24 protein-coding genes are annotated in these 25097 nt (G+C 58.2%); 9 read left to right on the top strand and 15 right to left on the bottom strand.

The features are described from left to right. Nucleotides 1-38: 38 nt before the first annotated feature. The 10 genes from argE to JOE33_RS13285 form a co-directional block, all read right to left on the bottom strand. The gene (gene argE, locus JOE33_RS13330; RefSeq protein ID WP_032614206.1) at nucleotides 39-1196 is read right to left on the bottom strand and encodes an acetylornithine deacetylase; all 1158 of its coding nucleotides are present in this window, start codon (nucleotides 1194-1196) and stop codon (nucleotides 39-41) included. Then, nucleotides 1193-2362 (bottom strand): FAD-binding oxidoreductase, encoded by a 1170-nt coding sequence (locus JOE33_RS13325; RefSeq protein ID WP_032614204.1) that lies wholly within the window; start codon nucleotides 2360-2362, stop codon nucleotides 1193-1195. Before JOE33_RS13325 ends, argE begins: the two co-directional genes overlap by 4 nt. Further along, the gene (locus JOE33_RS13320) at nucleotides 2359-3768 is read right to left on the bottom strand and encodes an FAD-dependent oxidoreductase (protein WP_010436261.1); all 1410 of its coding nucleotides are present in this window, start codon (nucleotides 3766-3768) and stop codon (nucleotides 2359-2361) included. The genes JOE33_RS13325 and JOE33_RS13320 overlap by 4 nt, the downstream gene beginning before the upstream one ends. Further along, the gene (locus JOE33_RS13315; protein ID WP_010436264.1) at nucleotides 3747-4058 is read right to left on the bottom strand and encodes a (2Fe-2S)-binding protein; all 312 of its coding nucleotides are present in this window, start codon (nucleotides 4056-4058) and stop codon (nucleotides 3747-3749) included. Before JOE33_RS13315 ends, JOE33_RS13320 begins: the two co-directional genes overlap by 22 nt. Further along, on the bottom strand, nucleotides 4055-5896 hold the full coding sequence (locus JOE33_RS13310; RefSeq protein WP_010436266.1) for an ABC transporter ATP-binding protein: 1842 nt from the start codon (nucleotides 5894-5896) through the stop codon (nucleotides 4055-4057). Before JOE33_RS13310 ends, JOE33_RS13315 begins: the two co-directional genes overlap by 4 nt. Before the next feature lies 1 nt (nucleotide 5897). Beyond that, nucleotides 5898-6776: an ABC transporter permease gene (locus JOE33_RS13305; RefSeq protein WP_010436269.1), complete on the bottom strand. Its 879-nt coding sequence runs from the start codon at nucleotides 6774-6776 to the stop codon at nucleotides 5898-5900. Further along, nucleotides 6773-7729 carry an ABC transporter permease gene (locus JOE33_RS13300; RefSeq protein WP_010436270.1) on the bottom strand — a complete coding sequence of 319 codons (957 nt, stop codon included), beginning with the start codon at nucleotides 7727-7729 and terminating at the stop codon, nucleotides 6773-6775. The genes JOE33_RS13305 and JOE33_RS13300 overlap by 4 nt, the downstream gene beginning before the upstream one ends. A gap of 31 nt (nucleotides 7730-7760) precedes the next feature. Further along, nucleotides 7761-9398 (bottom strand): ABC transporter substrate-binding protein, encoded by a 1638-nt coding sequence (locus JOE33_RS13295; RefSeq protein ID WP_032614198.1) that lies wholly within the window; start codon nucleotides 9396-9398, stop codon nucleotides 7761-7763. A 93-nt stretch (nucleotides 9399-9491) separates the two neighbouring features. After that, nucleotides 9492-10766: an FAD-binding oxidoreductase gene (locus tag JOE33_RS13290; RefSeq protein ID WP_010436274.1), complete on the bottom strand. Its 1275-nt coding sequence runs from the start codon at nucleotides 10764-10766 to the stop codon at nucleotides 9492-9494. 66 nt (nucleotides 10767-10832) lie between these two features. After that, complete coding sequence (locus tag JOE33_RS13285) at nucleotides 10833-11501, bottom strand: haloacid dehalogenase type II (RefSeq protein WP_003344523.1); 669 nt, start codon at nucleotides 11499-11501, stop codon at nucleotides 10833-10835. 534 nt (nucleotides 11502-12035) lie between these two features. Between JOE33_RS13285 and JOE33_RS13280 the strand changes: the two genes are divergently transcribed. Beyond that, the gene (locus JOE33_RS13280; RefSeq protein WP_010436279.1) at nucleotides 12036-12893 is read left to right on the top strand and encodes a GNAT family N-acetyltransferase; all 858 of its coding nucleotides are present in this window, start codon (nucleotides 12036-12038) and stop codon (nucleotides 12891-12893) included. 132 nt (nucleotides 12894-13025) lie between these two features. Then, nucleotides 13026-13739, top strand: a complete 714-nt coding sequence (locus tag JOE33_RS13275) for a cupin domain-containing protein (RefSeq protein ID WP_187626086.1) — start codon at nucleotides 13026-13028, stop codon at nucleotides 13737-13739. 140 nt (nucleotides 13740-13879) lie between these two features. On the opposite strand, the gene JOE33_RS13270 is transcribed toward JOE33_RS13275, so the two are convergent. Further along, nucleotides 13880-14380, bottom strand: a complete 501-nt coding sequence (locus JOE33_RS13270) for a GNAT family N-acetyltransferase (protein WP_187626087.1) — start codon at nucleotides 14378-14380, stop codon at nucleotides 13880-13882. 156 nt (nucleotides 14381-14536) lie between these two features. Next, the gene (locus JOE33_RS13265) at nucleotides 14537-14788 is read right to left on the bottom strand and encodes a hypothetical protein (protein WP_187626088.1); all 252 of its coding nucleotides are present in this window, start codon (nucleotides 14786-14788) and stop codon (nucleotides 14537-14539) included. A 506-nt stretch (nucleotides 14789-15294) separates the two neighbouring features. Between JOE33_RS13265 and JOE33_RS25805 the strand changes: the two genes are divergently transcribed. From JOE33_RS25805 to JOE33_RS13255, 3 genes are all read left to right on the top strand, one after another. Further along, nucleotides 15295-15795, top strand: coding sequence for a nucleoid-associated protein (locus JOE33_RS25805; protein ID WP_240009417.1), 501 nt, complete (start codon nucleotides 15295-15297; stop codon nucleotides 15793-15795). Nucleotides 15796-15926: 131 nt separating this feature from the next. Then, nucleotides 15927-16349 (top strand): hypothetical protein, encoded by a 423-nt coding sequence (locus JOE33_RS25800; protein ID WP_240009418.1) that lies wholly within the window; start codon nucleotides 15927-15929, stop codon nucleotides 16347-16349. Then, the gene (locus JOE33_RS13255; protein WP_187626089.1) at nucleotides 16336-17703 is read left to right on the top strand and encodes a hypothetical protein; all 1368 of its coding nucleotides are present in this window, start codon (nucleotides 16336-16338) and stop codon (nucleotides 17701-17703) included. Before JOE33_RS25800 ends, JOE33_RS13255 begins: the two co-directional genes overlap by 14 nt. Nucleotides 17704-17747: 44 nt before the next feature. Here JOE33_RS13255 and JOE33_RS13250 read toward each other — a convergent pair whose 3' ends face one another. The 3 genes from JOE33_RS13250 to JOE33_RS13240 all read right to left on the bottom strand — a co-directional run bounded on the left by JOE33_RS13250 (nucleotide 17748) and on the right by JOE33_RS13240 (nucleotide 20958). Beyond that, nucleotides 17748-19292: a phosphoenolpyruvate carboxykinase gene (locus JOE33_RS13250; protein ID WP_187626090.1), complete on the bottom strand. Its 1545-nt coding sequence runs from the start codon at nucleotides 19290-19292 to the stop codon at nucleotides 17748-17750. A 179-nt stretch (nucleotides 19293-19471) separates the two neighbouring features. Further along, complete coding sequence (gene hslO, locus JOE33_RS13245; protein WP_096140137.1) at nucleotides 19472-20374, bottom strand: Hsp33 family molecular chaperone HslO; 903 nt, start codon at nucleotides 20372-20374, stop codon at nucleotides 19472-19474. A 176-nt stretch (nucleotides 20375-20550) separates the two neighbouring features. Then, the gene (locus JOE33_RS13240; RefSeq protein WP_096102955.1) at nucleotides 20551-20958 is read right to left on the bottom strand and encodes a S4 domain-containing protein; all 408 of its coding nucleotides are present in this window, start codon (nucleotides 20956-20958) and stop codon (nucleotides 20551-20553) included. A 167-nt stretch (nucleotides 20959-21125) separates the two neighbouring features. On the opposite strand from JOE33_RS13240, the gene JOE33_RS13235 reads away from it, so the two are divergent. From JOE33_RS13235 to gltP, 4 genes are all read left to right on the top strand, one after another. Next, nucleotides 21126-21908 carry an EAL domain-containing protein gene (locus tag JOE33_RS13235; protein WP_010436302.1) on the top strand — a complete coding sequence of 261 codons (783 nt, stop codon included), beginning with the start codon at nucleotides 21126-21128 and terminating at the stop codon, nucleotides 21906-21908. A 49-nt stretch (nucleotides 21909-21957) separates the two neighbouring features. Then, a complete protein-coding gene (locus JOE33_RS13230) occupies nucleotides 21958-22401 on the top strand; it encodes an ATP-dependent zinc protease (protein ID WP_187626100.1) in 444 nt (147 codons plus the stop codon). Further along, nucleotides 22398-23303, top strand: coding sequence for a 30S ribosomal protein S6--L-glutamate ligase (rimK, locus tag JOE33_RS13225; RefSeq protein ID WP_003318100.1), 906 nt, complete (start codon nucleotides 22398-22400; stop codon nucleotides 23301-23303). The genes JOE33_RS13230 and rimK overlap by 4 nt, the downstream gene beginning before the upstream one ends. Nucleotides 23304-23761: 458 nt before the next feature. Next, the gene (gene gltP / locus JOE33_RS13220; RefSeq protein ID WP_010436307.1) at nucleotides 23762-25093 is read left to right on the top strand and encodes a glutamate/aspartate:proton symporter GltP; all 1332 of its coding nucleotides are present in this window, start codon (nucleotides 23762-23764) and stop codon (nucleotides 25091-25093) included. The last annotated feature ends 4 nt before the right edge of the window (nucleotides 25094-25097 follow it).

Here is a 25097-nt window from a genome sequence, read left to right as displayed (position 1 = left end):
AGCGTCCGATGCTGAAATTTGCCTGCGGACGGCAGCCTCTACTGCTTCAGCGACCCCAGCAGGCTCTGCAAAAAGCGTTCGCCTGCGTTCATCTGGCTCTCGTCGATAAACTCGTCCGGCTTGTGTGCCTGCTCGATTGAGCCTGGCCCGCAGACCACCACCGGCACGTTCAGGCGCCCGGCGAACAGGCCGCCCTCGGTGCCATAGGAGACCTTGATGTGCTGTGTGCCCGGCTCGGCAAACGCATGCAGCATGCGCACCGCCTCAACGCTTGGATGGGTCTCCAGCGCCGGGTATTCGTTCATGACCTCGATCTCGATGTCCGCCACCCCCGACAGCTGTCGCGCTTCACGTACCAGCACTTCGGCACGCTCGCGCAATTGCTCCAGCAACGCATCGGGGTTGTCGCCCGGCAGGTTGCGGTACTCGAATTCCATGGTGCACAGATTGGGCACAATGTTCAGCGCCTTGCCACCATCGATACGGCCGATGTGCACGGTGCTGTAAGGAATGTCATAGCCTTCGTCACGCGCGCCCTGCTGCTCGATCTGCCGCTGACTGTTGCGCAGCTCGGCAATGAAGTCGCTGGCCAGGTGAATCGCGTTGACCGCCCGCGGGGCCAGCGAGGAATGCGCCTCCTGGCCTCGACAGAAGGTGCGATAGGACGCCTTGCCCTTGTGCCCGACGGCGAACTGCATCAGGGTCGGCTCGCCCACCACGCACAGGAACGGGCGTACCGGTGCCAGATGCAGGACATCCAGCAGGCGCCGCACGCCGACACAGCCGATCTCTTCGTCGTGGGACAGCGCCAGCTGCAGCGGGCGCATCAGGGTCATGTCTGCGGCATCGAGCATCGCGTCGATAGCCAGGGCGATAAAGCCCTTCATGTCGCAGGTGCCACGGCCGTAGATGCGCCCGTCACGCAGGGTGGCCTGAAACGGTGGCATGGTCCACGCCTGACCGGCCGCAGGGACCACGTCGGTGTGGCCGGACAGCAGCACGCCGGGTACATCGCGCGGGCCGGTGCTGGCGAACAGGTTGGCTTTCTTGCCGGTCTCGTCCTTGACGATCAGCGACTCGATGCCTTTGCTGGCCAGCAGTTCGCGGACGTATTCGATCAGCGCCATGTTCGGCTCCGACGAAACGGTGTCGAAGGCGATCAGACGCTTGAGGATTTCCAGTGCGCGGGGGCTCATGAGGCTTTACTCGTCTGTTCGTTGAGGTTGTCCGCAAGGCTGATGTCAAAACGGCGAATGTCGAACGGGCTGATCGAGGTGCTGGTAGCGCCAGTGCTGATCAGTTCGGCCATTACGTCGCCCACGCCCGGGCCGAGCTGGAAGCCGTGGCCGCAAAAGCCGAACGCATAGAACAGGCCGTCGACCTTGCCGCTGCGGCCCATCACCGGCAGCGAGTCCGGCGTGTAGCCTTCGATGCCGCTCCACACACGGATGATGTTCAGATTGCCGACGCCGGGCAACAGGCGACGCATCTGCTGCACCTGATTGATGATGCTGCGCGGTTCGACATAAGCGCGGCGGTTGATCATGTCCGGCTTGCTGCGAAAGCCCCCGCCGATGACGATGTTGCCGCGGGCGATTTGCCGAAAATAGATCACTTCGTGCGGGATTTTGGTGAACACGCCGATCACCGTCGGCAGTGCATACGGCACCGGCTCGGTCACGGCCATCTGCGGACCATGGGTTTCCAGCGGCACGGGTTCGCGAAACTGCGTAGAGAGTTTCTGTCCCCAGGCGCCAGCGGTGATCAGCAACTGATCGGCGGTGAAAATGCGCCCGTCAGTGGTGGTGACTGCGAATTCGTTACCGACCTTTTCCACATGAGCCACTTCGGTACGCTCTTCGATCCGCGCCCCGGCACGAATCGCCGCGCGGGCGAAGGCAGGTGCCGCCAGGCGCGGGTTGGCGTGACCGTCGTGCGGTGCGTAGGAGCCGCCTTTCACGTCCGGCCCGAGAAACGGGAAGCGCTCGTGCAGCGCACGGCCACTGTATATTTTGAGGTCCAGCTCACGGGCTTCGGGGGCCGCTGCGTAGGCTTCCAGCTCGGCGATTTCGTCCTCGCGATAGCAGACGCGCATGTGGCCGCTGGGCAGGAACTCCAGGTCTTCACCGATCAGCTCCGGCAACCGCTGCCAAAGGGCTCTGGAGCGGTTGGCGAGTTCCAGCTGACCGAGATGCCGACCCTGGCGGCGCACGTTGCCGAAGTTCACGCCGCTGGCGTACTGACCGATCACGTCGCGCTCCAGCAGCGTCACCGACTTGCCGCGCTGGCGCAGAAAGAACGCTGATGCCGAGCCCATGAAACCGCCGCCGACAATCAGTACGTCCACTTTTGGCTGCTTCATGATGGCACCTCGTCCAGCAGCATCGACAACGGTTTGACCGGTGCCTGACCGCGCTGGCGACCGACCTGTTCGACCGGCACTCCGGCCTCGGCGGCGATCACCTCGGCGCCGGCCTGCGAGCAGTAACGACCCTGGCAGCGGCCCATGCCAACGCGACTGAAGGCTTTGGCGCGGTTGACTTCGCAGGCGCCTTTTTCACGTACGACACCGCGCAGTTCACCTGCGCTGATCATCTCGCAGCGGCAGACGATGGCCTCATCGGGCAAGGCAGCCGCCTGGGCAGCAGGCCACGGAAACGCTTCGGCCAGCCCGACCCGAAAACGATCCATTGCCACCAGACTCTTGCGCACTTCTTCCTGGCGCGAGTTATCCACAGGTCGACCGAGGTCTTCCAGCAGTGCCATTGCCGCCAGTCGCCCGGCCTGTTCAGCGGCATCGGCACCACGAATCTTCGCGCCGTCGCCCGCCGCGTAAAAACCTTTGACCGATGTGCGCCCCTCTTCATCGACTGCCAGCACCCATTGCCCGGATGCCTCGTCGAAGCGTAACTGGCAGCCGGCCAGATCAGCCAGCTGGGTTTCCGGACGCAGGTGATAACCCAGCGCCAGGGCATCGCAATCAATGCTCAGCGCGGTGCCGTTGGCCAGTTTCACGCGCACGCCGGTCACGCCGTCCTGTTCGCTGCCGAGGATTTCCTCGGGCTGCACGCCAAGATGCACCGGCACCCCGGCGCTGTAAAGCTGGCCCAGCAGCTTCATGCCGTTGAACAGCAGACCGGGACGCGCCAGCAGTTTGGGCATCGCGCTGACACGTTTGCCGAACGGCGACGTGTCGAGCACTGCAGCGACATCGGCACCGGCTTTGACATACTGGCTGGCGACCAGGTACAGCAGCGGGCCGCTGCCCATGAACACCACGCGACTGCCAATCGAGACCGATTGCGACTTGAGCGCAATCTGCGAGCCGCCCAGGCTGTAGGTGCCTGCCAGTTGCCAGCCCTTGATCGGCATCAGGCGGTCGGTGGCACCGGCACACAGGATCAGTGCGTCGTATTCGACCACGGTATGCACGCCCTGACTGGCGCAGCAAAGCTCGCCTTGAGTCAGGTTCCAGGCCAGGGTGTCGGGGCGGTAGTCGATCTGTGTGCGCAAGCGATCGAAGCTTTCATGCAGGTCACGCGCCTTGGCCGCTTCGGTGCCATACAGCGCCGAATAATCGCGCTTGAAGCCCTCTGGCTGACGGCGATAGATCTGCCCGCCGTCACGCCGGTTTTCGTCGATCAGGATCGGTTTGATGCCCGCAGCCAGCAAGGTTTCGGCGCAGCGGGTGCCTGCCGGGCCAGCGCCGATGATGACGACTCTCGGGCTGCCGGGGTTGCGAACGTCTAACCGTGAAGAAGTGGCCATTTCGCCTCCGGTTGAGTGGTGACGATGTCGAGTCCGTCGCGGGCTTCATTGGAGCAGGCACGCAGCCGCTCGCCGCTGCGGGTCCAGACCCAGCAATCCTGACAGGCGCCCATCAGACAGAAACCTGCACGGCGTCCCGGGTCGAACTCGGACTGGCGCAACGTGGGCTTGCGAGTCAGCAACGCCACCATCAGGGTATCGCCCTGCAATGCCTCGATGGGCGCGCCATCGACCATCAGGCTCACGACCGGGCGATCACGCTCGCCCAGTCTCACAAAACGGCCATTCATGCGTAAGCTCCCACGGTTTCAGGATTCAGGTTTTCTTGCACGGCCTGCAGTTCGTCGCTGTCGCGGTGGCAAAGGATCTCGCTGCCACCTGCGATCAGGCGACGGCTCGGCGCGGTCTTGTTGCACAGGCCCTCGACGCGGGCCGGGCAGCGATTGAGGAACGTGCACAGCTCCGTATTACTGGCCGATTCGCTGATGGGCGGCAAGTTGCCGCTGGTCACACCGCAGGTTTCCAGCCAGCCCTGGCGCAGTTCCGGCACCGAATGCACCAGCAGATCGGTGTAGGGGTGGAACGGCACCCGGCTGAAGGCTTCGCGGCTGCCCTCCTCGACCTTGTGACCGCTGTACATCACCACGATGTCGTCGCACAGCGCGCGAACGGTGGAAATGTCGTGGCTGATGAACAAATAGGAAACCCCAAGCTTGCGGCGCAGTTCGCCGAGCAGTTCAAGGATGCAGGCACCCACCACGGTATCCAGCGCCGAGGTCACTTCATCACAAAGGATCAGGTCGGGCTTGGCGGCCAGCGCACGGGCCAGGTTGACGCGTTGTTTCTGCCCCCCCGAGAGTTCGTTGGGACGTCGCTCGGCCAGCTCGCGGGGCAGGCGCACCAGGTCCATCAGCTCGTCGATGCGCTCACGCAACGCTTTGCCCTTCAGGCCGAAATACATCTTCAGCGGGCGCGCCAGAATTGCGCTGATGCTGTGCATCGGGTTGAGCGCGGTGTCGGCGTTCTGGAACACCATCTGAATGCGCCGGAATTGCTCTTTGGTACGACCCGCCAGAGTGCCGGACAACTCGGCACCGTCGAACGTCAGGCTGCCCTGCGCCGGGTCCAGGAGGCCGGCGACCACACGGGCCAGCGTCGATTTACCCGAGCCGGACTCGCCGATCACGCCGATGGCCTGACCACGGCGGATGGTCAGGTCGATGTCTTCCAGCACGCGAATCATCGGCATGCCTTGCAGGTTCTTTTTGCCGTAGCCTGCCGTCAGGCCCTTGATGGTCAACAGCGTGCTGTCCTTGACCACTTCGCTGGCTGGGCTCAGCACTTTATCCGGACGCGCTGCCGCCAGCAGGCTGCGGCTGTAGGCGTCGGCCGGGCCTTTGAGCAGCGCCGCGGTGCTGCTCTGTTCGATGATCCGCCCGCCATTGAGCACCACGATCTGATCGGCCATCTGCGCCACGACCGCAAGGTCGTGGGAGACATAGACTGCGGTGGCACCCCGGTCGCGGACTACCCGCTTGAACGCACGCAGCACGTCGATCTGCGTGGTGACGTCCAGTGCGGTGGTCGGCTCGTCGAGGATCACCAGCAACGGGTCACTGATCAGCGCCATGGCCGCCATGACGCGCTGCAACTGACCGCCCGAGACCTGATGCGGATAACGCCGACCGATGCTTTCCGGATTGGGCAGGGCCAGGTCGCGGAACAGTTCGACGGCCTTGGCTTCCAGCTCCGTGCGGCTGCCCAGACCGTGAATCAGCGCGCCTTCGATCACCTGATCGATCAGCTTTTTCGCCGGGTTGAAGGCGGCTGCGGCACTTTGCGCAATGTAGGAAACGCGGTTGCCACGCAGGCCCTGCAATTGGCTTTCTGGCAGGCTGAGCATGTCGTGTTCGCCCACCTGAACCACTCCGCCTGCCAGCTTGCAACCGCGTCGGGCGTAACCCAGCAGGGCCAGCGCGATGGTGGTCTTGCCGGAGCCCGACTCGCCGATCAGTGCCAGCACTTCACCTTTTTCCAGCGAAAAACTGACGCCTTTGACGATCTCCAGCTCGCCATGCTCGCCATCGGCAACCACGCGCAGGTCTTGCACACGAATCAACTGGCTCATCTCAATGCCCTCCCGAACGACGACCGCGCCGCGAGGCCAGCCGGTCGATGAACAGGTTCACGCCGATGGTCAGGGTGCCGATGGCCAGTGCCGGGATCACAATGGCCGGTGCGCCCTGGCTGAGCCCACCGATGTTCTCGCGTACCAGCGAGCCAAGGTCGGCGTCAGGCGGCTGTACACCGAGCCCCAGAAAGCTCATGCCGCTGAGCAGCAACACGATGAAGCCGAAGCGCAGACCCAGGTCGGTCATGACCGGGTTGAGCATGTTCGGCAGGATTTCCCGGCAGGCAATGTAGATACGGCCCTCGCCGCGTGTGCGCGCCACTTGCACATATTCCAGCGCCTCGATGTTCACCGCCAGGCTGCGCGCGATCCGAAACGCGCCTGGCGTGTAGCTGAGTACCGCCGTGCAGATGAGCAGCACTTCGGACGAGCCGAATGCCGAGACCATGATCAGCGCCAGCATTTTGCTGGGGATCGAGATGAACGCGTCCATCAGGCGGCTGATGATTTCGTCCAGCCATTTTGGCGCGACCGCCGACAGTAACGCGCACAGGGTGCCGATGCCGCTGGCCAGCACGGCAGAAATCAATGCCAGGCCGACGGTGAAGCGCGCACCGACCAGCACGCGGCTGAGCATGTCGCGGCCCAGGTAGTCAGTACCGAACGGATAGGCTGCGCTCAGGTTTTCGAACATGTTGTCGGAGACCACTTCGCCCACCGGATGTGGTGCGAGCCAGGGGCCGAACAGGGCGACCATCAACCAGATGAAGCACACCGTAGCGCCCAGCAGGCCAAGCCATGAGGTCGGACGGGACACCTTCTTGCGAAGCACCGGTTGCGGCGCCTCAGGCGTCGATTTCGCAATGAATTGAGTCATTGGTTTCTCAGCCTCGGATTGGAAAGAATTGCACACAGGTCGGCCATCAGCACCAACCCAAGGTAAGCGGAACAGAACAGCATCGTGCAGCCCTGCACCAGGGCCATGTCACGGTTGGTCACCGCATCGACCATCAGGCTGGCGATGCCGGGATAGTTGAAGATGGTCTCGACGATGACGACGCCGCCGAGCAGGTACGACAGGCTCAGTGCCACGGCGTTGACGATCGGCCCGATGGCGTTCGGCAACGCATGGCGCAATACGATACGCACCGGGCTGACGCCCTTGAGGCGCGCCATTTCCACATATGGGCTGTCCAGCTGGTCGATGACCGCAGCGCGCGTCATACGCGCCATCTGCGCCACGATCACGCAGCACAGGGTCATTACCGGCAACGCATAAGTGCGCATGAACTGCCACGGCGAGCTGACATCGGCGCCATAGGACAGCGCGGACAGCCAGCCCAGATTGACGGCGAAAATCAGCACCGCCAGCGTCGCCACCAGAAACTCGGGCACGGCGACCAGTGACAGGGTGATGAAATTCAGCGCGCCATCAAGACGACTGCCGCGGTACATCGCTGCGCCAATTCCCAGTGCCAGCGCTACCGGCACCGATACCAGCGCGGTGGTGGCCGACAGCATCAGGGTTTTCGGGAAGCGGCCGGCAATCAGCTCGGAGACCGGCATCGCGTTGGAGACAGACTCGCCGAGATTGCCGCCGAGCAGGTTGGTCAACCAGCGCAGATAACGCACTACACCTGGCTGATCCAGGCCCAGTTGGGTACGCAATGCCGCGACCTGTTCAGGCGTCGCGAATTGCCCGAGGGCCTGTTGCGCTGCGTCTCCAGGCAACACCGCGGTAATGGCGAAGACCACGATGGAAACGATCAACAACGTCACGATCGCCGCGCCGAAGCGCTGCACGATCAACCAGAGTGTGTTGCTATTCATCTGCGTCCTCCTGCTCGGTTCAGCGTTGCAATTACGCGTCCAGCCACACCTGCTCGCTGAACATGTAGCCCATGAAGCCGCCCAGCGGGTTGCTGGAGTAGCCCTGGATACGCTTGTCCACACCGTCGATGTTGCTGATGAACACAGGGATGCCGATGCCGCAGTTCTGGCTGACCAGAGCCTGCATGTCGCCATACATTTTGCCGCGCTTGGCGTCGTCGGTTTCGCCACGGGCCAGCAACAGCAACTGGTCGAACTGATCGTTTTTCCAGCCGGATTCGTTCCATGGCGCTGTGGACTGGAAGAACTGCGAGAAGATCACGTCGGCGTTCGGGCGCGGGTTGATGTTGCCGAAGCTCAGCGGGTGCTTCATCCAGTGGTTGGACCAGTAGCCATCGCTCGGCAGGCGGTTGACGTTGAGCGTCAGCCCGGCCTGTTTGGCGGACTGTTGCAGCAACACGGCGATGTCCACCGAGCCGGTGGCAGCAGGCGATGCCGCCACGGCCATGGTGATCTTTTCCATGCCGGCTTTCTTGAGCAGGAATTTGGCTTTTTCCGGATCGTAGGCGCGCTGCGGCAGGTCGGCGTTGAAGTAGCGCGAGCCCGGCGAGATCGGATGGTCGTTACCCACGCGAGCGTAGCCGCGGAACACCGCCGATTTGACCTGTTCACGGTCCAGCAGGTACTTCATGGCCTCGGTGAAGTCCGGGCTCTTGCCGGGCATCTGGTCCTGACGAATGATCAGGTCGGTGTAGTTGCCGGACGGCGCATCCACTACACGGTGCGTGGCGCTGGCGGCAATGCGCGTGGTCGAGCGTGGATTGACCTCGTTGATCATGTGCACATCGCCGGACAGCAGCGCGTTGACCCGCGATGGCTCGTCGGCGATGGCGATGAATTCGATTTCGTCCAGGTAAGGCAGGCCCGGCTTCCAGTAGTTGGGGTTGCGCGCACTGACCGAGCGCACGCCAGGGTTGAATTCCTTGACGGTGAACGGCCCGGTGCCGATACCTTTGCTGAAGTCGGTGGTGCCTTCGGGCACGATCAGCAGATGCGAAACCGCGAGGATCGACGGCAGTTCGGCGTTTGGCGAACTGAGGGTGATCTGCACTTCCAGCGGGCCGGTGGCCTTGATCTCGGAAAACTGCGCCATCAGGGGCAGGACTTTCGAGCCGGTGGCCGGGTCCTTGTGGCGCGACAGGGAGAACACCACGTCGCCAGCGGTCAGTGCCTTGCCGTTGTGGAAGGTCACGCCCTGGCGCAGGGTCACGGTCCAGACCGTAGCGTTGTCGCTTTCGATCTTCTCGGCCAGCTCCATGTGCGGCACCAGATGGCTGTCGAAACGCGTCAGGCCGTTGTAGAACATGAAATGACGCACGTAGTCGGTAGACAGTGCGCCCTTGGCCGGATCCAGCGTATCGGCGGTAGAACTGGACATGCCGGCGACCCGGATACGGCCGCCCGGCTTGCCTTTGACAGGGGCATCCGCGTCGTCGGCAAAGACCTTGCCGGCCGCGCCGAACAGGCTGGTGGAGCCTGCCGCAACCACACCTGCAACACCCAGCATGCGCAACGCATCGCGCCGCGACAGGCCACGATTGAGACCTTCGAAAACCCGCAGGCTGTCTTGGCCTGTGATCAACGCGGAGTCGGTTTTGTTATCAGCCATATCAGTTCTACCTGTCGAAAAGGGAAAATTCCGAATTGCTCACGGTTGGCCGGAGCGTCCTTCAAGCACACACGACGACGGTCAGACAAACACTCAGTGGCGACTGTCCTGGTAGCGGTAATACGCACCCACCAGCGGCAGAAACCACGGCTTGCCGAAGTGGCCGGGAATGGCTGGCCAGCTCAGGTCCTTCCAGGGGTTGGCCTGCGCTTTGCCTTCCATGACTTCGGCCATCATCCGCCCCATGTGCACCGACATCTGTACACCGTGGCCGCTGTAACCCATCGAGTAGAAGACCCCGTTGTGTTCGCCTGCCCGCGGCAGACGGTCGGAGGTCATGTCCACCAGGCCGCCCCAGCAGTAGTCGACCTTGACCTGTGCCAGTTGCGGAAACATCTGCACCATGGCCGCCTGCAGCACCTTGCCACTCTTGGCGTCGGAGCTGCTGTTGGACATGGCGAAGCGCGCGCGCCCGCCGAACAGCAGGCGGTTGTCCGGCGTGAGGCGGAAATAGTTGCCGATCAAACGGCTGGTCACGTAAGCGCGCTGGTTGGGGAACAGTTGGTCGATCAGCGCTTGCGGCAACACTTCAGTGACGATGACGAAGCTGCCGACCGGCACTATGCGCCGGCGATACCAGCCCAGTCCGCCATGCTGGCAGGCACCGGTCGCCAACAGCAGCTGGCCGGCCTGGATAGAGCCTTTCGAGGTGTTGACCACAAAGCCGCCACGGTTGGCTTTCCAGTCCTTTACCGTCGCGGCCTGATACACCCTTGCGCCATGCCGCACTGCCGCGTCGGCGAGACCCAGACCGAAACGTCCGACATGCATCTGTATGCCGTTGCGCTGCAGCAGGCCACCGTGAAACTCGTGCGAATCGATTTCGGCACGCACGTCCTGAGCGGACAGCAGCTCGACGTCAGCATCGACTTCACGGCGGATCAGCTCGCAGGTGCGCGCCAGGCCTTCGTAATGCCCTGGCTTGGCCGCCAGCTTGAGCTTGCCGTTACGCTTGATGTTGCAGGCGATGTTTTCTTCGTCGATCACGGTCACGACGCTCTGCACCGCGCTTTCGTAAGCCTTGTAATACTCGCGTGCCTGATCGGCACCCAGGGTTGCGCTCAACGACGCGTAGTCCTGGGCCACGCCCGTATTGCACTGTCCGCCATTGCGGCCCGACGCTTCGCCGATCACCCGGCCTGCTTCCAGAACCACCACGCTGGCACCTTTCAAGGCCAATGCACGCGCCGCCGCAAGGCCGGTGAAACCGCCACCGACCACCACCACGTCAGCCTGCCCCTCCACTGCGCCATCTTGCGCGCCGGTAAAGTCTGGAGCCGTATCGAGCCAGTAAGACTCACTGCGCATATCGTTCCCCTTGTCACTCATCGAAGAGCACCTTGAAAAATGCCGGTTTTGCGCGGGTTGCCCAGCCTAGAGGCCGACCAGCCCGGCCAGTCCGCCGATATCCGGGATCTGGTGGTATTCGTAGAAGCTGTTGGCGGGCTGTTCATGACCGCGAGCCACAAAGGCCTTGTTTTTGATTTTCATGTCGTGGGCCGAGAACAGGTCATATCGGAAGCTCGAGGACACATGCAAGATGTCTTCCGGACCGCAACCCAGGTTGTCGAGCATGAACTCGAAGGCTGCCAGACGCGGCTTGTAGACCTTGGCCTGGTCGGCGGTGAACACCTTGTGAAACGGTGCACCGAGCTTTTCGACGTTGGACATGATCTGGCTGTCGCTGGCGTTGGAGTAAATCACCAGCGGGATCTTGTCGGCGATTTTCGCCAGACCGGCGGGCACATCGGCATGCGGGCCCCAAGTCGGCACGGCGTCGTAATACAGTTGGCCTTCTTCGCGGTATTCAACGTTCCAGCGCTTGCAGGTACGCGCCAGTGCAACCTTGAGGATTTCGTCGTACGGCATCCAGTCACCCATGACCTGATCCAGACGATACGCCGAAAAATCCCTGACGAACTGATCCATCTGTTCAGCCGGAACGCGGTCGGCAAACAGCTCGCGCGTCATGGTGCCCATATGGAAATTGGTCAACGTGCCGTAGCAGTCGAACGTAATGAATTTTGGTCGAAGAAAGCTCATTGTGTGCGGTCCTGAAAGTTCGTTGAGGTCATGGCATGACGAGCATTCCGGCCTGATGTCCACGGGCGGTGATGCACGCTGCAGCACAACCTCATTACAACACCGTGAAATCAGCAGATGGCGTTAAAAGTGATGGTTGCTTGATAGAAACCACCGTTTTGAGGTGCGCGCTCAGCAGACTTTGCGGGGCGCTCCAGCCTTGGGCAGGGCCCGGTTTTCGGCGCTTTTGTGACCCTTTTCAGGGCGCTCGGGCTCAAACACGCGGGTTTGCGCCGCAGAAACTGCGCCGCGCCGGCGGTTGGCAAGTGACAAATGCCGGCAGCTATATAAAGAGCCTGAACGCGGGGTAAAAACCCTAAGCATTTGCTGCCGGAGGCCCGGCTGATTTAAGCAGTAACTGTGGTCTGGCGAACGGCACTTTGTGGAATCTGCCGAATGCTCGCCAGGCTCTTGTCTCCTCTCGCCACAGGTGGGATACAGAGCATCTGCAGCAACCTTTTATTGCCTGTGCATCCTTCTGGACGGAGACACGTCATGCTCGCTCAGCAACGCCTCGACTTTGAATATCGCCCCATGACTGCAGCCGATGTCGGCAACGCACATGAACTGTCCCTCGCCCTGAAATGGCCGCACCGGCTTGAAGACTGGGCCATGCTGCAACGTGTCGCTCAGGGCTTCGTCGCGCTACACAACGGGCGTTTGATCGGCAGCGCGTTTGCCTGCCATCAGGGCGAGTTCTCTACCATCGGCCTGGTGATTGTCAGCGACGACTATCAAGGTAAGGGCATTGGCCGCAAGTTGATGGAGTTGGCTGTCGGCAGCGTTGCACCCCGCACGGCGATCCTCAACGCCACGCTGGCGGGTGCGCCGCTCTACGCGAAGATGGGGTTTGTCAGCTTTGGCGAGATCCAGCAGCGTCAGGGGCAGGCGCAACCGCCCGGCCCGACCGAATTGAAGGCACAGGAACGTTGCCGTGGGCTGAGCGAGGCTGACCACCCTCGCGTGCTGGAACTGGCTAACGCCGGTTCAGGGATGGACCGCTCGGTGACGCTGGGCGATGTGCTGAACAACCTTGAGCACGCCGTCGGCATCGAGCGCGACGGCCAGTTGCAGGCCTTTGCCCTGTTGCGCCCGTTCGGCCGTGGTCTGTGCATCGGCCCTGTCGTCGCCCAGAGCGTTGACCAGGCCAGGCACATGATCGGAGAACTGCTGGCCCGCGTGCCTTATGCCTTCGTACGCATCGACATCCCCACCGATTGCGGGCTTGCCGACTGGCTGGAGGACGCCGGCCTCAAGCGCGTCGACAGCGTGACCTGCATGAGCATGGGCGCGGTCCCGCAAGCCACTCAGGGCGTGCGCCAGTTTGCGCTGATTACCCAGGCGATCGGCTGATCGCCCGGAACAACATCATCGTGCCAATGCTCCGCGTCCGGTCTCGAACATGTGACGCAGAGCGTCACGAAATGCATTACCACGCGGAGCGTGGGAACGATCATCAACGCTTCAACTTCAGGAGCCGCCTCAATGCCCCAACCCACTGTCCTGCTATTGGCCCGCGCTGACCTCAGCCCGGTAGACACCGAATTCACCACTGGCCCCATCGATGCGCATGACTCGTTCGATAATGACCGCCACACAGCGTTCATCGATGATCAGGGCATTGCGGCCGGCCTCGTTCTCTTCGGCACGTCACTGTCAGTGGCCGCTTACCCCTACACCGAAATGCTGGTGATGCATCGCGGGTCCGTTACCCTGACCTCCGGTACCGAAAGCATCACGATCAAGACCGGCGAAAGTGCAGTGATCGGTCGTGGCACTGAAGTTCGTATCGAAGCGCAACCGGACAGCCTCTGGGCGTTCTGCGCGTCCACCCAGGCCAGCGGGCCAGACAAACCGGGCATTACCGCGCTCGACCGCCTCGCCATGCTCACGCCGTCTTCACCGCCAGATCCGGCGATTATGATTAGCGCGCTGCCGCAATGCCGCAGCAACAACCTCTTCGAAGACACCGCCAGCACCCTGCGTATCGGCGTGTGGGACTCGACACCCTACGAGCGCATCTCGCGGCCGCACAAGATCCATGAACTGATGAACCTGATCGAAGGCAGCGTCGAGCTGAGCCTGGAAAACGGCCCGAGCCTGACCGTGAACACCGGCGACACCGTATTCGTCGCCCAAGGCGCGCCCTGCAAGTGGACCAGCACTGCGTATGTGCGCAAGTTTTATGCGGTGACGTGAAGTAGAACGACGTGCGGCTTCGCCCGAGGACTCTATTCAGCAGGGAGTCTGAAATAGAACGGTGGGCAAACGCTATGTCGATGAATACAACGAAATCGGCAGAAGCACCCAAACACTGGTGATGCTTCTCGCCCGCTACATTATTCTTTCAGACCCAGCACATAGAACTTGCTGTCCACCGCGATCAACGGAAAGCTCGCAGGCAGGTCTTCCTTCGTGATTTCTCTGAAGCCGTGCTTTTCATAGAAGCGATGCGCAGCGTGAAACTTGTTGGTCGTGCCCAGAAATACTTCGCTAACGCCCTTGCGAGTTGATTCCTCGATCAGGCGCTCGAGCAGTCTGGCTGCAACGGAGAATTCCCGGCCGCGAAACGGCGCGGCGACAAACATCTTGCGCAGTGCTGCCTGCCCTGCGCCGATATCCCTGAGGCCGATGCTCCCGATGACCTGGTCGTCTTGTACCGCGACCCAGAAATCCCCTGTGCCGGTCTGGTAAAAGTCCGGAATCGCTTTCAGGTCAGGCTGGTCTTCGGCGGTGATGGGAATACCGAACTCTTCACGCTGGATCGGCAGGATCATCGCCGATACACCTGACTCGTCGCTCGGCACGAAACGCCGTATCTGAATCCCGTTTACGCCCACAACACACCTCCTGGTCATCGTCCTCAATGAAAATCAGTATTCCAGACAAGCAAACGCCCCGACAAGTCGAGGCATCTGCTTGAGCATTTTCGAGGGGCGCGTGCAGGTGCGGATTTAAAGATGTTTAATTACAACACGGCTCCGGTGACCTGACTGTTACGACAGTTGCCTTCGAGCTTGCCCTTCCAAACCAGGCAGTGAGCAGCTTCCGATACCCGCGATCGACTGCTCGAGCAATGTCTGAGCCATATCAAGTAGATAGATGACAGTTAGCGTGAGGTCTCGTCCCTGCCCATTGAGCTGATCACTGGCCTCATGTGCCGTGGCCGAAGCGCAACGCATTAAGTCGGATACGCGTATCAGCGTTTCTTCAAGACTAGAGGGCGGATCTGGAGTGAGTTTGACCATGGCTTTGCTCCTACTGTACTGAAAGCCGTCTTTCGCTGTTCTCACACAACAAAAGGTGGCAGCTATGTGCAGGGTGAGAAACCGAACAGTAGGCATTCGGCCAGACCGGGGTCTGCCTGCACACAGCCGCCATGAAGCATGCGCCAATAAAAATCGACATTAGCTGGCAGAGTGATGCGCCTACTCAAGATCGGGTTCTCACGCCCGGTCACTGAATGTGCAGTGACGAGACGCAGGCTAGATCCAGGAGAAAACAAGCGCAAGCAGGCTGGATAATCTAGGAAATTTCGCACAGTGGGTAGGGATATGTCTTTCGGATTTGTGACATTTTCAGAGGCCTATCATTGCCAATGAAAAGAGCCCGTCTTTGACGAAAACAGCGACATCAATGTGTAGTGGCGATTAGCTGCCTTTTAGGATTACTATTGGATCCAACTCTCGCTTGTGAAGCGTAATGAATCGCTTCAAACGAGGCGCTGTTCAAAAATATCCACGAAGGTTAAACAATGAGTACTACCGAAGAAATTAATATCAGTCAGCTCTCGACTGTAGAGCGAGTGATTTTTCACATAATTGGGCCTGATTTAAAAGCTCCCAAAATCCTTACAGAAGTTGAAGACCCTAGCGTGCACTCTGAGTTTTTTATTTCTAGACTAATCGAGACATCGCAAGGCACGAGTTATAACTTCAATCCCGCATCTGGTGTGCAAGCTCAAATTCAACAGGCGCTTAATAGTCCTCATGCGTTCGTAGATTGTTCGCAGATTCTTGCCGAGCGCTTTCAAAAGCTTTACGAGAGTGATAAGCGTCTTATACCTGGGGTTCTAATGTTGCTTCAGATAAAAAGCGATACAGGGCGGTATGCAGCAATTATAAAATATGATGACATCAAAGTTATTTCGTATAAGACTCTTCAAACTGAAGACGGAAAAACAAAGCCAATCTTGGATTTAATTCTTAACACTTTTGTGCAGGACAAAAAGCATTACAAAAATCTGCACTTATAAAGATAGATGGGGCTGGCGGGAAGCTGATATGTATTGATCGAAGTGAGAAGAATGGTGATATTACGGAAAAGTTTAAAGCATTTCTTGATGTGTCAAGAGAGTTTACACATGAGACATTGACGGATCGGCTATTGACTGCGCTTTCAAATACTGCCAAGTCTAACAAGGGTATAGTTCCATTGGCAATACTTAGTAGCTTAAAAATAGCAGCTAAAGAAGCTATATCCTCGATAAAAGTATTCAACCCCGAGCATCCGGAAAACCTATTAACTGCCATGTTTGGAGAGCTTCATTCAGACGAAAAAATATTATCCAGCTTCGCAAAGGAGCTTAAAAAGCAGAAAATTAATGCCTCAATAATAAAGATACCGGAGAACCATTATCCTAAATCCACAAAAAAGATAAGAGAAACGTATGAAGGTGTAAAGGTTATATACACCCAAGAACATATCGATAGCGGTGACATCAAATTTGATGATTCAGACAGTACAAAGAAAATAATTGTTTCAACCCTGCAATATATTGTAGATGATGAATTTAATGGAAAGTTTTAACTTAGTAACAGGGCGTTCTTTCTCGTCGACTGAAAGCCACGAGCAAGTTATATTTAAGCTTCCAGCACTATCTGCAAGTGATATCTGTACATTAAACGATTTTGCTAACACGTATAAAAAGTTTTTTACGCTTGAATGCAGAACCGAGGAAGGTGAAAAATTCCCTCTGCCCGACGCTGGCGGACAACTCGTTGGCTCTACTGCCAACCTCAAGATATCAAAGCTGCCGAGGGGTACTTCTACAGTTTTCTTTACAATTAGTGGTCTTCGAGGATCGCTAAAAAATGACACGGTTCAAAGAAGCAATATTATTTATTTGTTTTTTAGATTTTCAGAGTTTTCCTCGCAAAGCTGCAATTTTAAAATATGGAGTAAAGATGAAAGTGCCGATGACATAAGTCATACGCTTCTCGATCCTAGAAATTTTATTCGCGACTCCACAGGAGGTGCATTAGTTGAGCATCTAAAATTCTGGACTCTTCGTACTAGGCCTGATGTGTTAAGTGAAGCTTTTCGCGTTTGGGAGGAAATAGCTATTCCATGCTCAAGTTTAATTTTTTGCACTGAGGTTTGGAAAAAAAATCTAGCTTTGAACTTGATTTTTTCTGGTCCTCAAAAGCTAGAAATAGAATACGATCAAAAAACAGACAAGATTTTGTTTGATACTTTAAAAGTGGTGGAAAGTACAAGTTGGATACTAGATGTTGATCGAGAAGTAGATATACGCCATAATTTTTTTTCTTCCAGGATTGCCAGCGAGAGGCGTAGAACTTTTGAAACTTGGCCTGAGTTTTTTAACCGAGTGGCATCTAGGGTGCTGGAAAATTCAAAAAATGATTATAAGGCTCATTTGCATAGCAAATCATCCGAGACACTAAAAGCTATTGCGGATTTAAGAAAAATTATTGCTGAAGAGTCTTCGAAGATAATTGATCGAACACATGCTCTCACGTCGACGTTATTCAGGGATATAGCTATTGCCATTGGAACTGTAAGTATAAAAATACTTGCTGTAAAGGAAGCGTCAATCGAATCTAGCTTTTTATTATTTTTTAGTGCTTTGTGGCTGGCGGCGAGTCTATCAATCACGATAAGTACAAATCGCGCTTACATAATATCCCTGACAAGATCTAGATTTTTATGGAATAAGAAGGTTAATTCTTTAATTCCACTTTCTGAGTTTAAGGATTTGTCAACGCGTCCATTTAAAGATGCGGTTAAGGCATATAATCGCTCGAAGTCTTATGCAGTTACCATTTATACGTCGACGATGGCTATTATGATTTTAATGGCTATTTCTCAATCAAGGGTCGTTCACGTTACAAAAGAATTTTTAACTAATTTTTTCAAATAAAATAAAACCGCCTCATTGGGCGGTTTTATTTACGGTATTTTCTATTACAACTTCGGACCCGCAGCCTTGATGGCGTCGCTCACGTCGAACTTCTTGAAGTTCTCCACGAACAGGCCAGCCAGGGCCTTGGCGGCTTCGTCGTAGGCAGCCTTGTCAGCCCAGGTGTTGCGTGGGTTGAGCAGGCCGGTATCGACGCCGGGTACCGACTTCGGTACGTCGAGGTTGATGGTATCGAGGTGCTCGGTTTCGGCACCGATCAGTGCGCCGCTCTGGATCGCTGCGATCACGCCACGGGTGGTCGGGATGTTGAAGCGCTTGCCGACGCCGTAGCCACCGCCGGTCCAGCCGGTGTTGACCAGATAGACCTTGGATTTGAAGCCGCGGATGCGCTTGATCAGCAGCTCTGCGTATTCGCCGGCCGGACGCGGGAAGAACGGTGCGCCGAAGCAGGTGGAGAAGGTGGACTTGATGCCCGAACCCGAACCCATTTCAGTCGATCCGACCAGTGCGGTGTAACCCGACAGGAAGTGGTAGGCGGCCTGTTCTTCGCTGAGGATCGACACAGGCGGCAGTACGCCGGTCAGGTCGCAGGTCAGGAAGATAACGGCGTTCGGCTCGCCACCGAGGTTTTTCGGCGCGCGTTTTTCGATCAGTTCGCGCGGGTAGGCGGCGCGGCTGTTCTGGGTCAGGCTGCTGTCGGCGTAGTCGGCTTTTTTGGTGACCGGGTCGAGTACGACGTTTTCCAGTACGGCGCCGTGCTGGATGGCTTTCCAGATGACCGGCTCGTTCTTCTCGGACAGGTCGATGCACTTGGCATAGCAACCGCCTTCGATGTTGAACACCACGCCTTCGCCCCAGCCGTGCTCGTCGTCACCGATCAGGTAACGGCTTTCGTCGGCGGACAGGGTGGTCTTGCCGGTGCCGGACAGACCGAAGAACAGGGTGACATCGCCCTCTTCGCCCATGTTGGCCGCGCAGTGCATCGGCAAAACGTCCGACGCCGGGAGCAGGAAGTTCTGCACCGAGAACATGGCTTTCTTCATTTCGCCGGCATAACGCATGCCTGCGATCAGCACCTTGCGGGCTTTGAAGTTGATGATGACGGTGCCGTCGGAGTTGGTGCCGTCACGATCAGGGTCGCAGACGAACCATGGCGCGTTCTGGATTTCCCACTCGTCCTTGCCAGCCGGGTTGTACTGTTCAGGGTTGATGAACAGGCAGCGGCCGAACAGATTGTGCCACGCAGTCTCGGTGGTCATCTTGACTGGCAGGTAGTGCGCAGGATCGGAGCCTACATGAACATGGGAAACGAAGCGCTCGTGCTCGGCGAGGTACGCGCCGACACGGTTCCACAGTGCGTTGAATTTCTCCTCCGGGAACTTGCGGTTGATCGGGCCCCAGGCGATGGCGTCCTGAGTGCTCGGCTCTTCAACGATGAAACGATCGACCGGCGAACGGCCAGTACGATGGCCTGTCTCCACAACCAGTGCGCCAGTATCGGAAAGTACGCCTTCTTTGCGGGCAAGGGCTTCCTTGACCAGTTCGTCGGTGCTCAGATCGGTGTACACAGCGTTGTTGGTTTGCGTCATGAGGTTCCCCGTCGGCCTGTGGCCGAGTGCTCCAAACGGTTTTGTAGTAAAAAAACAACCACTACTACAGCGTAAAAGTGGGCCGGATTATGCCAGAAATGCCCGGAAATGGTAGGACCCTCCTGTCAGAACAGCATTACAGGGGCCCACACCGTATTCTGAGGCCCTTTACGCGATGATTAATGGCGCGTGGCAGATGGCGAATCGACACCGCCGCCAGCAAACAGCTGCGCGACGTCAGTGGCATCGAACAGATAGCGTTCGTTGCAGAACTGGCAGTCGATCTCGACAGTGCCGTTGTGCTCGATAACCAGTTGCTGCGCGTCCTCCAGCCCCAGGCTGGCCAGCGCATTGGCCGAGCGCTCACGCGAGCAACTGCAGCGAAAGCAGATGGGCTGCACGTCGAACAGGCGAACCGGGTCTTCGTGATACAGGCGATGCAGGATGGTCTGGTTGTCCAGCCCGAGCATTTCCTCGGCAGTGAGGGTATTGGCCAGGGTGATGACGTGCTCCCAGCTGGCGTCGCGCTCTTCCGGATCGGTGATCTGTGCGATGGGCAGCTGTTGCAGCAACAGACCGCGGGCGCGATGGCCGTCGGCCTTGAGCCAGAAACGCGTGCCGAGCTGTTCGGACATCACGAAATAGTTGGAGAGGCTTTCCGACAGGTCGACGCCGTCGAGGGCAACGATGCCCTGATAGCGCTTGCCCTTGCTCGGGTCGATGGTCAATGCCAGCGAGCCATCGGGCATCAGGTCCTGCAGACCCGCGCCTGCTGTAACCAGCGCTTCGTCATAACGGGCGATGCCACGCAGTTCACGCTCGCTGGAGCACTCGACCATCAGCAGCGGTACAGCGCCGCTGGAGCGCGCCTGGAGGATCAACAGGCCGTCGAATTTGAGGGTGCCGACGAGCAGCGCGGCAGCCGCCATCAGTTCGCCAAGCAACTGCGCGACCGGTTCCGGGTAGGGATGCTTGGCGAGCACTTCGGCGTAGCTGCGCTCCAGGGCGACCAGTTCTCCGCGAACGTCGTTTTCGTCGAAGATGAAGCGCTGGGTGAAATCGATGTCCGGGAAATCATGCATAGGTAGGGAAGGTATCTGAAGTAATGACAATGGATGGCACGCGGCTGAGGAAGCGCCGCCCGGCACTCGAAAGCGCCGTGGGCCATGCGGATTGACCGCATTTTAGGAGCTATGCGGTGCGCTTCCAAGCTGGATGGCACTTCGGACTGATAGCCGGAGCTGCCCGGTGCTGTGTTTCAGTCGTTGTTCTGGCTGGCGCGGAAGCCGAAAAGCTCCCGGCGTTGCTTCTTGGTCGGCTTTCCGTCGGTGGTCACACCCAGGTTGCCGGCCTTGCGCTGAGCGACAGCATTCTCGCGCCTGGCGATGCTCTCGGGTGTCTCGTGATACAGCGTCTGAGCCTCCGGTGCGCCACGCCGAACGATGGACAGAGCCTCGACCACTACGGTGCGGTCGTCGAAACCCATGCGAATCTGAAACTCGTCACCGATACGAGGCTCCTTGCCGGGCTTGCAACGCTCGCCGCGACAGTGCACCTTGCCGCTTTCGATCGCCGCTTTGGCCAGCGCACGAGTTTTGAAAAAGCGCGCTGCCCACAGCCATTTATCCAGGCGGACCTTATCGTCTTCTTCCATCTTTTGTGCCATTTGAATTCCTCATGCGTGTGGCAGTCTTAACGTTATCCGGCTGATCAGGAAACATGACGGCCTGCAGTTGCTGATCTATAGCTATCAAGAACATGAAGTAACCGATCCTTGCTTGTCAAAATCCGCTATTCATCATTTTATGGCCCCGACCTCACATGGAGTGCGATGTGACAGATTTTCCAACTTCGTTGACCTCCCCCAAAAAGGGGTGTGAGGGCTGCACCGGCAGTCCGGAACTGGGCTTTTCGTTTGATTATGCCTATCAACCCATCGTCAACCTGCATGACCAGTCGATCTTTGCCCATGAAGCGCTGGTCCGGGGCCCGAATGGTGAAGGCGCGATGTCGGTGCTGAAACAGGTCACCGACCAGAACCGCTACCGCTTTGATCAGACCTGCCGGACTACAGCCATCGCCGGCGCTGCGAGACTGGGCATGACCGAACGTTTATCGATCAACTTTTTGCCAAATGCCGTGTATCGTCCCGAGCTATGTATCCGCAGCACGCTGGAAGCGGCCAAGCTGCATGACTTTCCTATCGAGCGGTTGATTTTCGAAACCATCGAAAGCGAACATGTCTGCAACAACGGCCATTTGAGCAACATCCTGCGCGAATACCGGGAGTTCGGTTTCATGACCGCCATCGACGATTTCGGTGCCGGCTATTCCGGCCTGACGCTGCTGGCTGATTTCCAACCCGATCTGATAAAACTCGACATGCACCTGATTCGCGACATTCATCGTGATCGCGCACGTCAGGCGATTGTTCGTGGCGTTGTCACAATGTGTACGGACTTGGGGATTAAGCTCATCGCCGAAGGTATCGAACACATTGAAGAGCGGGATTTTCTGGCTGATTGCGGCATCTCCCTGATGCAAGGCTATTTGTTCGCCAAACCTGCATTCAAAGCCCTGGCTCAGGTAGCACCCGAGGCCTGGCAGAAGTCTTGAACAGTACGGAATCGCATTGAAGACATTCGATCATCTGACAGTCATCGGCCTGCGCGAGTGGGTGGCGCTTCCCGATCTGGGGGTGGCTGGCCTGCGGGCAAAAATCGATACCGGTGCGAGCACGTCAAGTCTGCACGCCACGGAAATCGAACCTTTTGAACGCAATGGCCAGAAATGGGTGCGCTTCAACGCGCATCTGGGCACTGTGGTTCAGTTGCGGCATCGTCGCTGCGAAGCGCAACTGGTCGCCATGAAAACCATTAAAAGTTCCAACGGTCAGGCGCAGGTGCGCTATGTCATTCGCACCACGCTGGCCCTGGGTGATCTTATCTGGCCGGTGGAATTCACACTGGCCTGCCGCAAGTCGATGCGTTATCGGCTGCTGCTCGGCTCCAAGGCTCTGATCGACGGCCAGCTGGTGGTCAATCCGGGCATAACTTACGTACAAGACAAGCCGGTGTTCCCGGCCTCTACTTCCTCAGGTGTTGCATGAAGATCGCTGTGCTTTCGCGTAATCCGCGTCTGTATTCCACCCGTCGTCTGGTCGAAGCTGGCATTGAGCGTGGCCATGAGATGGTGGTGATCGACACCCTGCGCGCCTATATGAACATCGCCAGCCACAAGCCGCAGATCCACTATCGCGGCAAACCTCTGGAGGGCTTCGATGCGGTGATCCCGCGCATCGGTGCTTCGGTGACTTTCTATGGCTGTGCGGTGTTGCGTCAGTTTGAAATGATGGGCGTGTTTCCGCTCAATGAATCGGTCGCCATTGCCCGTTCGCGGGACAAGCTGCGCTCGCTGCAACTCCTGTCACGCCGGGGGATCGGTTTGCCGGTCACCGGTTTCGCTCACTCGCCCGACGATATTCCCGACCTGATCCAGATGGTCAATGGCGCGCCGCTGGTCATCAAGGTGCTCGAAGGTACTCAGGGGATCGGCGTGGTCCTGTGCGAAACGGCCACGGCGGCCGAATCGGTGATCGAAGCCTTCATGGGCCTCAAGCAGGACATCATGGTTCAGGAATACATCAAGGAAGCGGGCGGCGCCGATATCCGCTGCTTCGTGGTCGGTGACAAGGTTATCGCCTCGATGAAACGCCAGGCCAAACCGGGCGAGTTCCGCTCCAACCTGCACCGCGGCGGCAGCGCCAGTCTGATCAAGATCACGCCAGAGGAGCGCATGACTGCGTTGCGTGCAGCCAAGGTCATGGGGCTGAGCGTGGCGGGTGTGGATATCCTGCGTTCCAATCACGGTCCTTTGGTGATGGAGGTCAACTCCTCGCCTGGTCTGGAAGGCATTGAAGTGACCACCAGCAAGGACGTGGCCGGGATGATCATCGAGTACCTCGAGAAGAACAGCGGCCCGCACATGACCCGTACCAAAGGAAAAGGCTGACGGTTCTGCCCCTCGTTTAGATTGCTCAGGCTGGCGTTCTGTCTGCGGACAGACCGGCCTGGGCATTCAGCTACCGTACATCAGGTAAATAGGTCTGGCAGTCGATCCCGGGCCGCAGCATCCCGTCTTCTATCCCGTATCTCCCTGTTCAGCCTAAGGCGACGTAATAGCCAGCTTCGCGCCGAATAGCCATCCTCCTGTGTTACATAAATCAACACATTTTTCCCGTATTTGTATGCCGATCATGCATGAGGTAGTCGTTTACGGCATTAGACGTATACGCGCGCCATGGGAATAGTTGCGACTTTTTTCGCCTGCTACAGAGCCGGGATGCTCGTCTGCGGTGACCTTCTCGGGACATTTCCAAAGGGAGCTCCTGCCCCGAAACTGCTGTGAAAAAGCATGTTCGGCTCGCGGGTTTTGGACTTGCCCAAGCCACTTTGAACAAGGGTAATAATATGAAGAAGGCAAAGCTGAGTCTGGCCTGGCAGATTCTGATCGGACTGGTACTGGGTATCGCTGTGGGGGCGCTACTCAATCATTTCAGCGCAGAAAAGGCCTGGTGGATCACTAACATCCTGCAACCAGCGGGCGATATCTTCATCCGTCTTATCAAGATGATCGTTATCCCTATCGTTGTCGCCTCTCTGATCGTCGGCATCGCCGGCGTGGGCGATGCCAAGAAGCTGGGGCGTATCGGTCTCAAGACCATTCTCTATTTCGAAGTCGTGACCACTATCGCGATTCTGGTGGGCCTGGTCCTGGCCAACGTGTTCCATCCGGGCACTGGCATCGACATGAGTACGCTGGGCACAGTCGATATCTCCAAGTATCAGCAGACGACTGCCGAAGTTCAGCACGATCACGCGTTTATCGCGACTATTCTCAACCTGATCCCGTCCAACATCTTCGCTGCCATGGCGCGTGGCGAGATGCTGCCGATCATCTTCTTTTCAGTGCTGTTCGGTCTGGGGCTTTCCAGTCTGCAGGCCGAGGTCCGTGAGCCGCTGGTGAAACTGTTTCAGGGCGTTTCGGAAACCATGTTCAAGGTCACTCACATGATCATGAACTATGCGCCGATCGGCGTGTTTGCCCTGATTGCGGTGACCGTAGCGAACTTCGGCTTCGCCTCTCTGCTGCCGCTCGCCAAGCTGGTGATTCTGGTTTACGTGGCCATCGCCTTCTTCGCCTTTGTGGTGCTTGGGCTGATCGCCCGTGCATTCGGTTTTTCGGTCATCAGGCTGATGCGCATCTTCAAGGACGAGCTGATTCTGTCCTACTCCACCGCTAGCTCCGAAACCGTACTGCCACGCGTGATCCAGAAGATGGAAGCCTATGGCGCACCGAAGGCGATCTGTAGCTTCGTGGTGCCTACGGGCTACTCGTTCAACCTTGACGGTTCGACGCTCTATCAGAGCATCGCAGCAATCTTCATCGCTCAGTTGTACGGCATCGACCTGTCGATTGGCGCGCAATTGATGCTGGTACTCACCCTGATGGTCACCTCCAAAGGCATCGCGGGTGTACCGGGGGTTTCCTTCGTCGTGCTGCTGGCGACACTGGGCAGCGCCGGCATTCCACTGGAAGGCCTGGCTTTCATCGCCGGTGTCGACCGGATCATGGACATGGCGCGTACCGCCTTGAACGTGATCGGCAACGCGCTGGCAGTGCTGGTCATCTCGCGCTGGGAAGGCATGTACGACGATGAAAAGGGCGAGCGCTACTGGGAATCCCTTCCGCACTGGCGCAGCAAAGAGCCTGTGCCACTGCGCCAGCCTGCCGCAGAGTAACGCC

The organism is Pseudomonas sp. PvP027, from assembly GCF_017833005.1.
Classification (GTDB): Bacteria; Pseudomonadota; Gammaproteobacteria; order Pseudomonadales; family Pseudomonadaceae; genus Aquipseudomonas; species Aquipseudomonas congelans.
Note: the sequence above shows the minus strand (reverse complement) of the source record. Positions and strands in the feature narration are given on the sequence as shown.

Coding starts and splice junctions, on each gene's coding strand:
- hslO (WP_096140137.1), bottom strand. CDS start 20,374: ATGCATGATTTCCCGGACATCGATTTCACCCAGCGCTTCATCTTCGAC.
- JOE33_RS25805 (WP_240009417.1), top strand. CDS start 15,295: ATGAGTACTACCGAAGAAATTAATATCAGTCAGCTCTCGACTGTAGAG.
- argE (WP_032614206.1), bottom strand. CDS start 1,196: ATGAGCCCCCGCGCACTGGAAATCCTCAAGCGTCTGATCGCCTTCGAC.
- JOE33_RS13255 (WP_187626089.1), top strand. CDS start 16,336: ATGGAAAGTTTTAACTTAGTAACAGGGCGTTCTTTCTCGTCGACTGAA.
- JOE33_RS13310 (WP_010436266.1), bottom strand. CDS start 5,896: ATGAGCCAGTTGATTCGTGTGCAAGACCTGCGCGTGGTTGCCGATGGC.
- JOE33_RS13305 (WP_010436269.1), bottom strand. CDS start 6,776: ATGACTCAATTCATTGCGAAATCGACGCCTGAGGCGCCGCAACCGGTG.
- JOE33_RS13315 (WP_010436264.1), bottom strand. CDS start 4,058: ATGAATGGCCGTTTTGTGAGACTGGGCGAGCGTGATCGCCCGGTCGTG.
- JOE33_RS13250 (WP_187626090.1), bottom strand. CDS start 19,292: ATGACGCAAACCAACAACGCTGTGTACACCGATCTGAGCACCGACGAA.
- JOE33_RS13325 (WP_032614204.1), bottom strand. CDS start 2,362: ATGAAGCAGCCAAAAGTGGACGTACTGATTGTCGGCGGCGGTTTCATG.
- JOE33_RS13240 (WP_096102955.1), bottom strand. CDS start 20,958: ATGGCACAAAAGATGGAAGAAGACGATAAGGTCCGCCTGGATAAATGG.
- JOE33_RS13275 (WP_187626086.1), top strand. CDS start 13,026: ATGCCCCAACCCACTGTCCTGCTATTGGCCCGCGCTGACCTCAGCCCG.
- JOE33_RS13320 (WP_010436261.1), bottom strand. CDS start 3,768: ATGGCCACTTCTTCACGGTTAGACGTTCGCAACCCCGGCAGCCCGAGA.
- gltP (WP_010436307.1), top strand. CDS start 23,762: ATGAAGAAGGCAAAGCTGAGTCTGGCCTGGCAGATTCTGATCGGACTG.
- JOE33_RS13265 (WP_187626088.1), bottom strand. CDS start 14,788: ATGGTCAAACTCACTCCAGATCCGCCCTCTAGTCTTGAAGAAACGCTG.
- JOE33_RS13285 (WP_003344523.1), bottom strand. CDS start 11,501: ATGAGCTTTCTTCGACCAAAATTCATTACGTTCGACTGCTACGGCACG.
- JOE33_RS13295 (WP_032614198.1), bottom strand. CDS start 9,398: ATGGCTGATAACAAAACCGACTCCGCGTTGATCACAGGCCAAGACAGC.
- JOE33_RS13300 (WP_010436270.1), bottom strand. CDS start 7,729: ATGAATAGCAACACACTCTGGTTGATCGTGCAGCGCTTCGGCGCGGCG.
- JOE33_RS13280 (WP_010436279.1), top strand. CDS start 12,036: ATGCTCGCTCAGCAACGCCTCGACTTTGAATATCGCCCCATGACTGCA.
- JOE33_RS13290 (WP_010436274.1), bottom strand. CDS start 10,766: ATGCGCAGTGAGTCTTACTGGCTCGATACGGCTCCAGACTTTACCGGC.
- rimK (WP_003318100.1), top strand. CDS start 22,398: ATGAAGATCGCTGTGCTTTCGCGTAATCCGCGTCTGTATTCCACCCGT.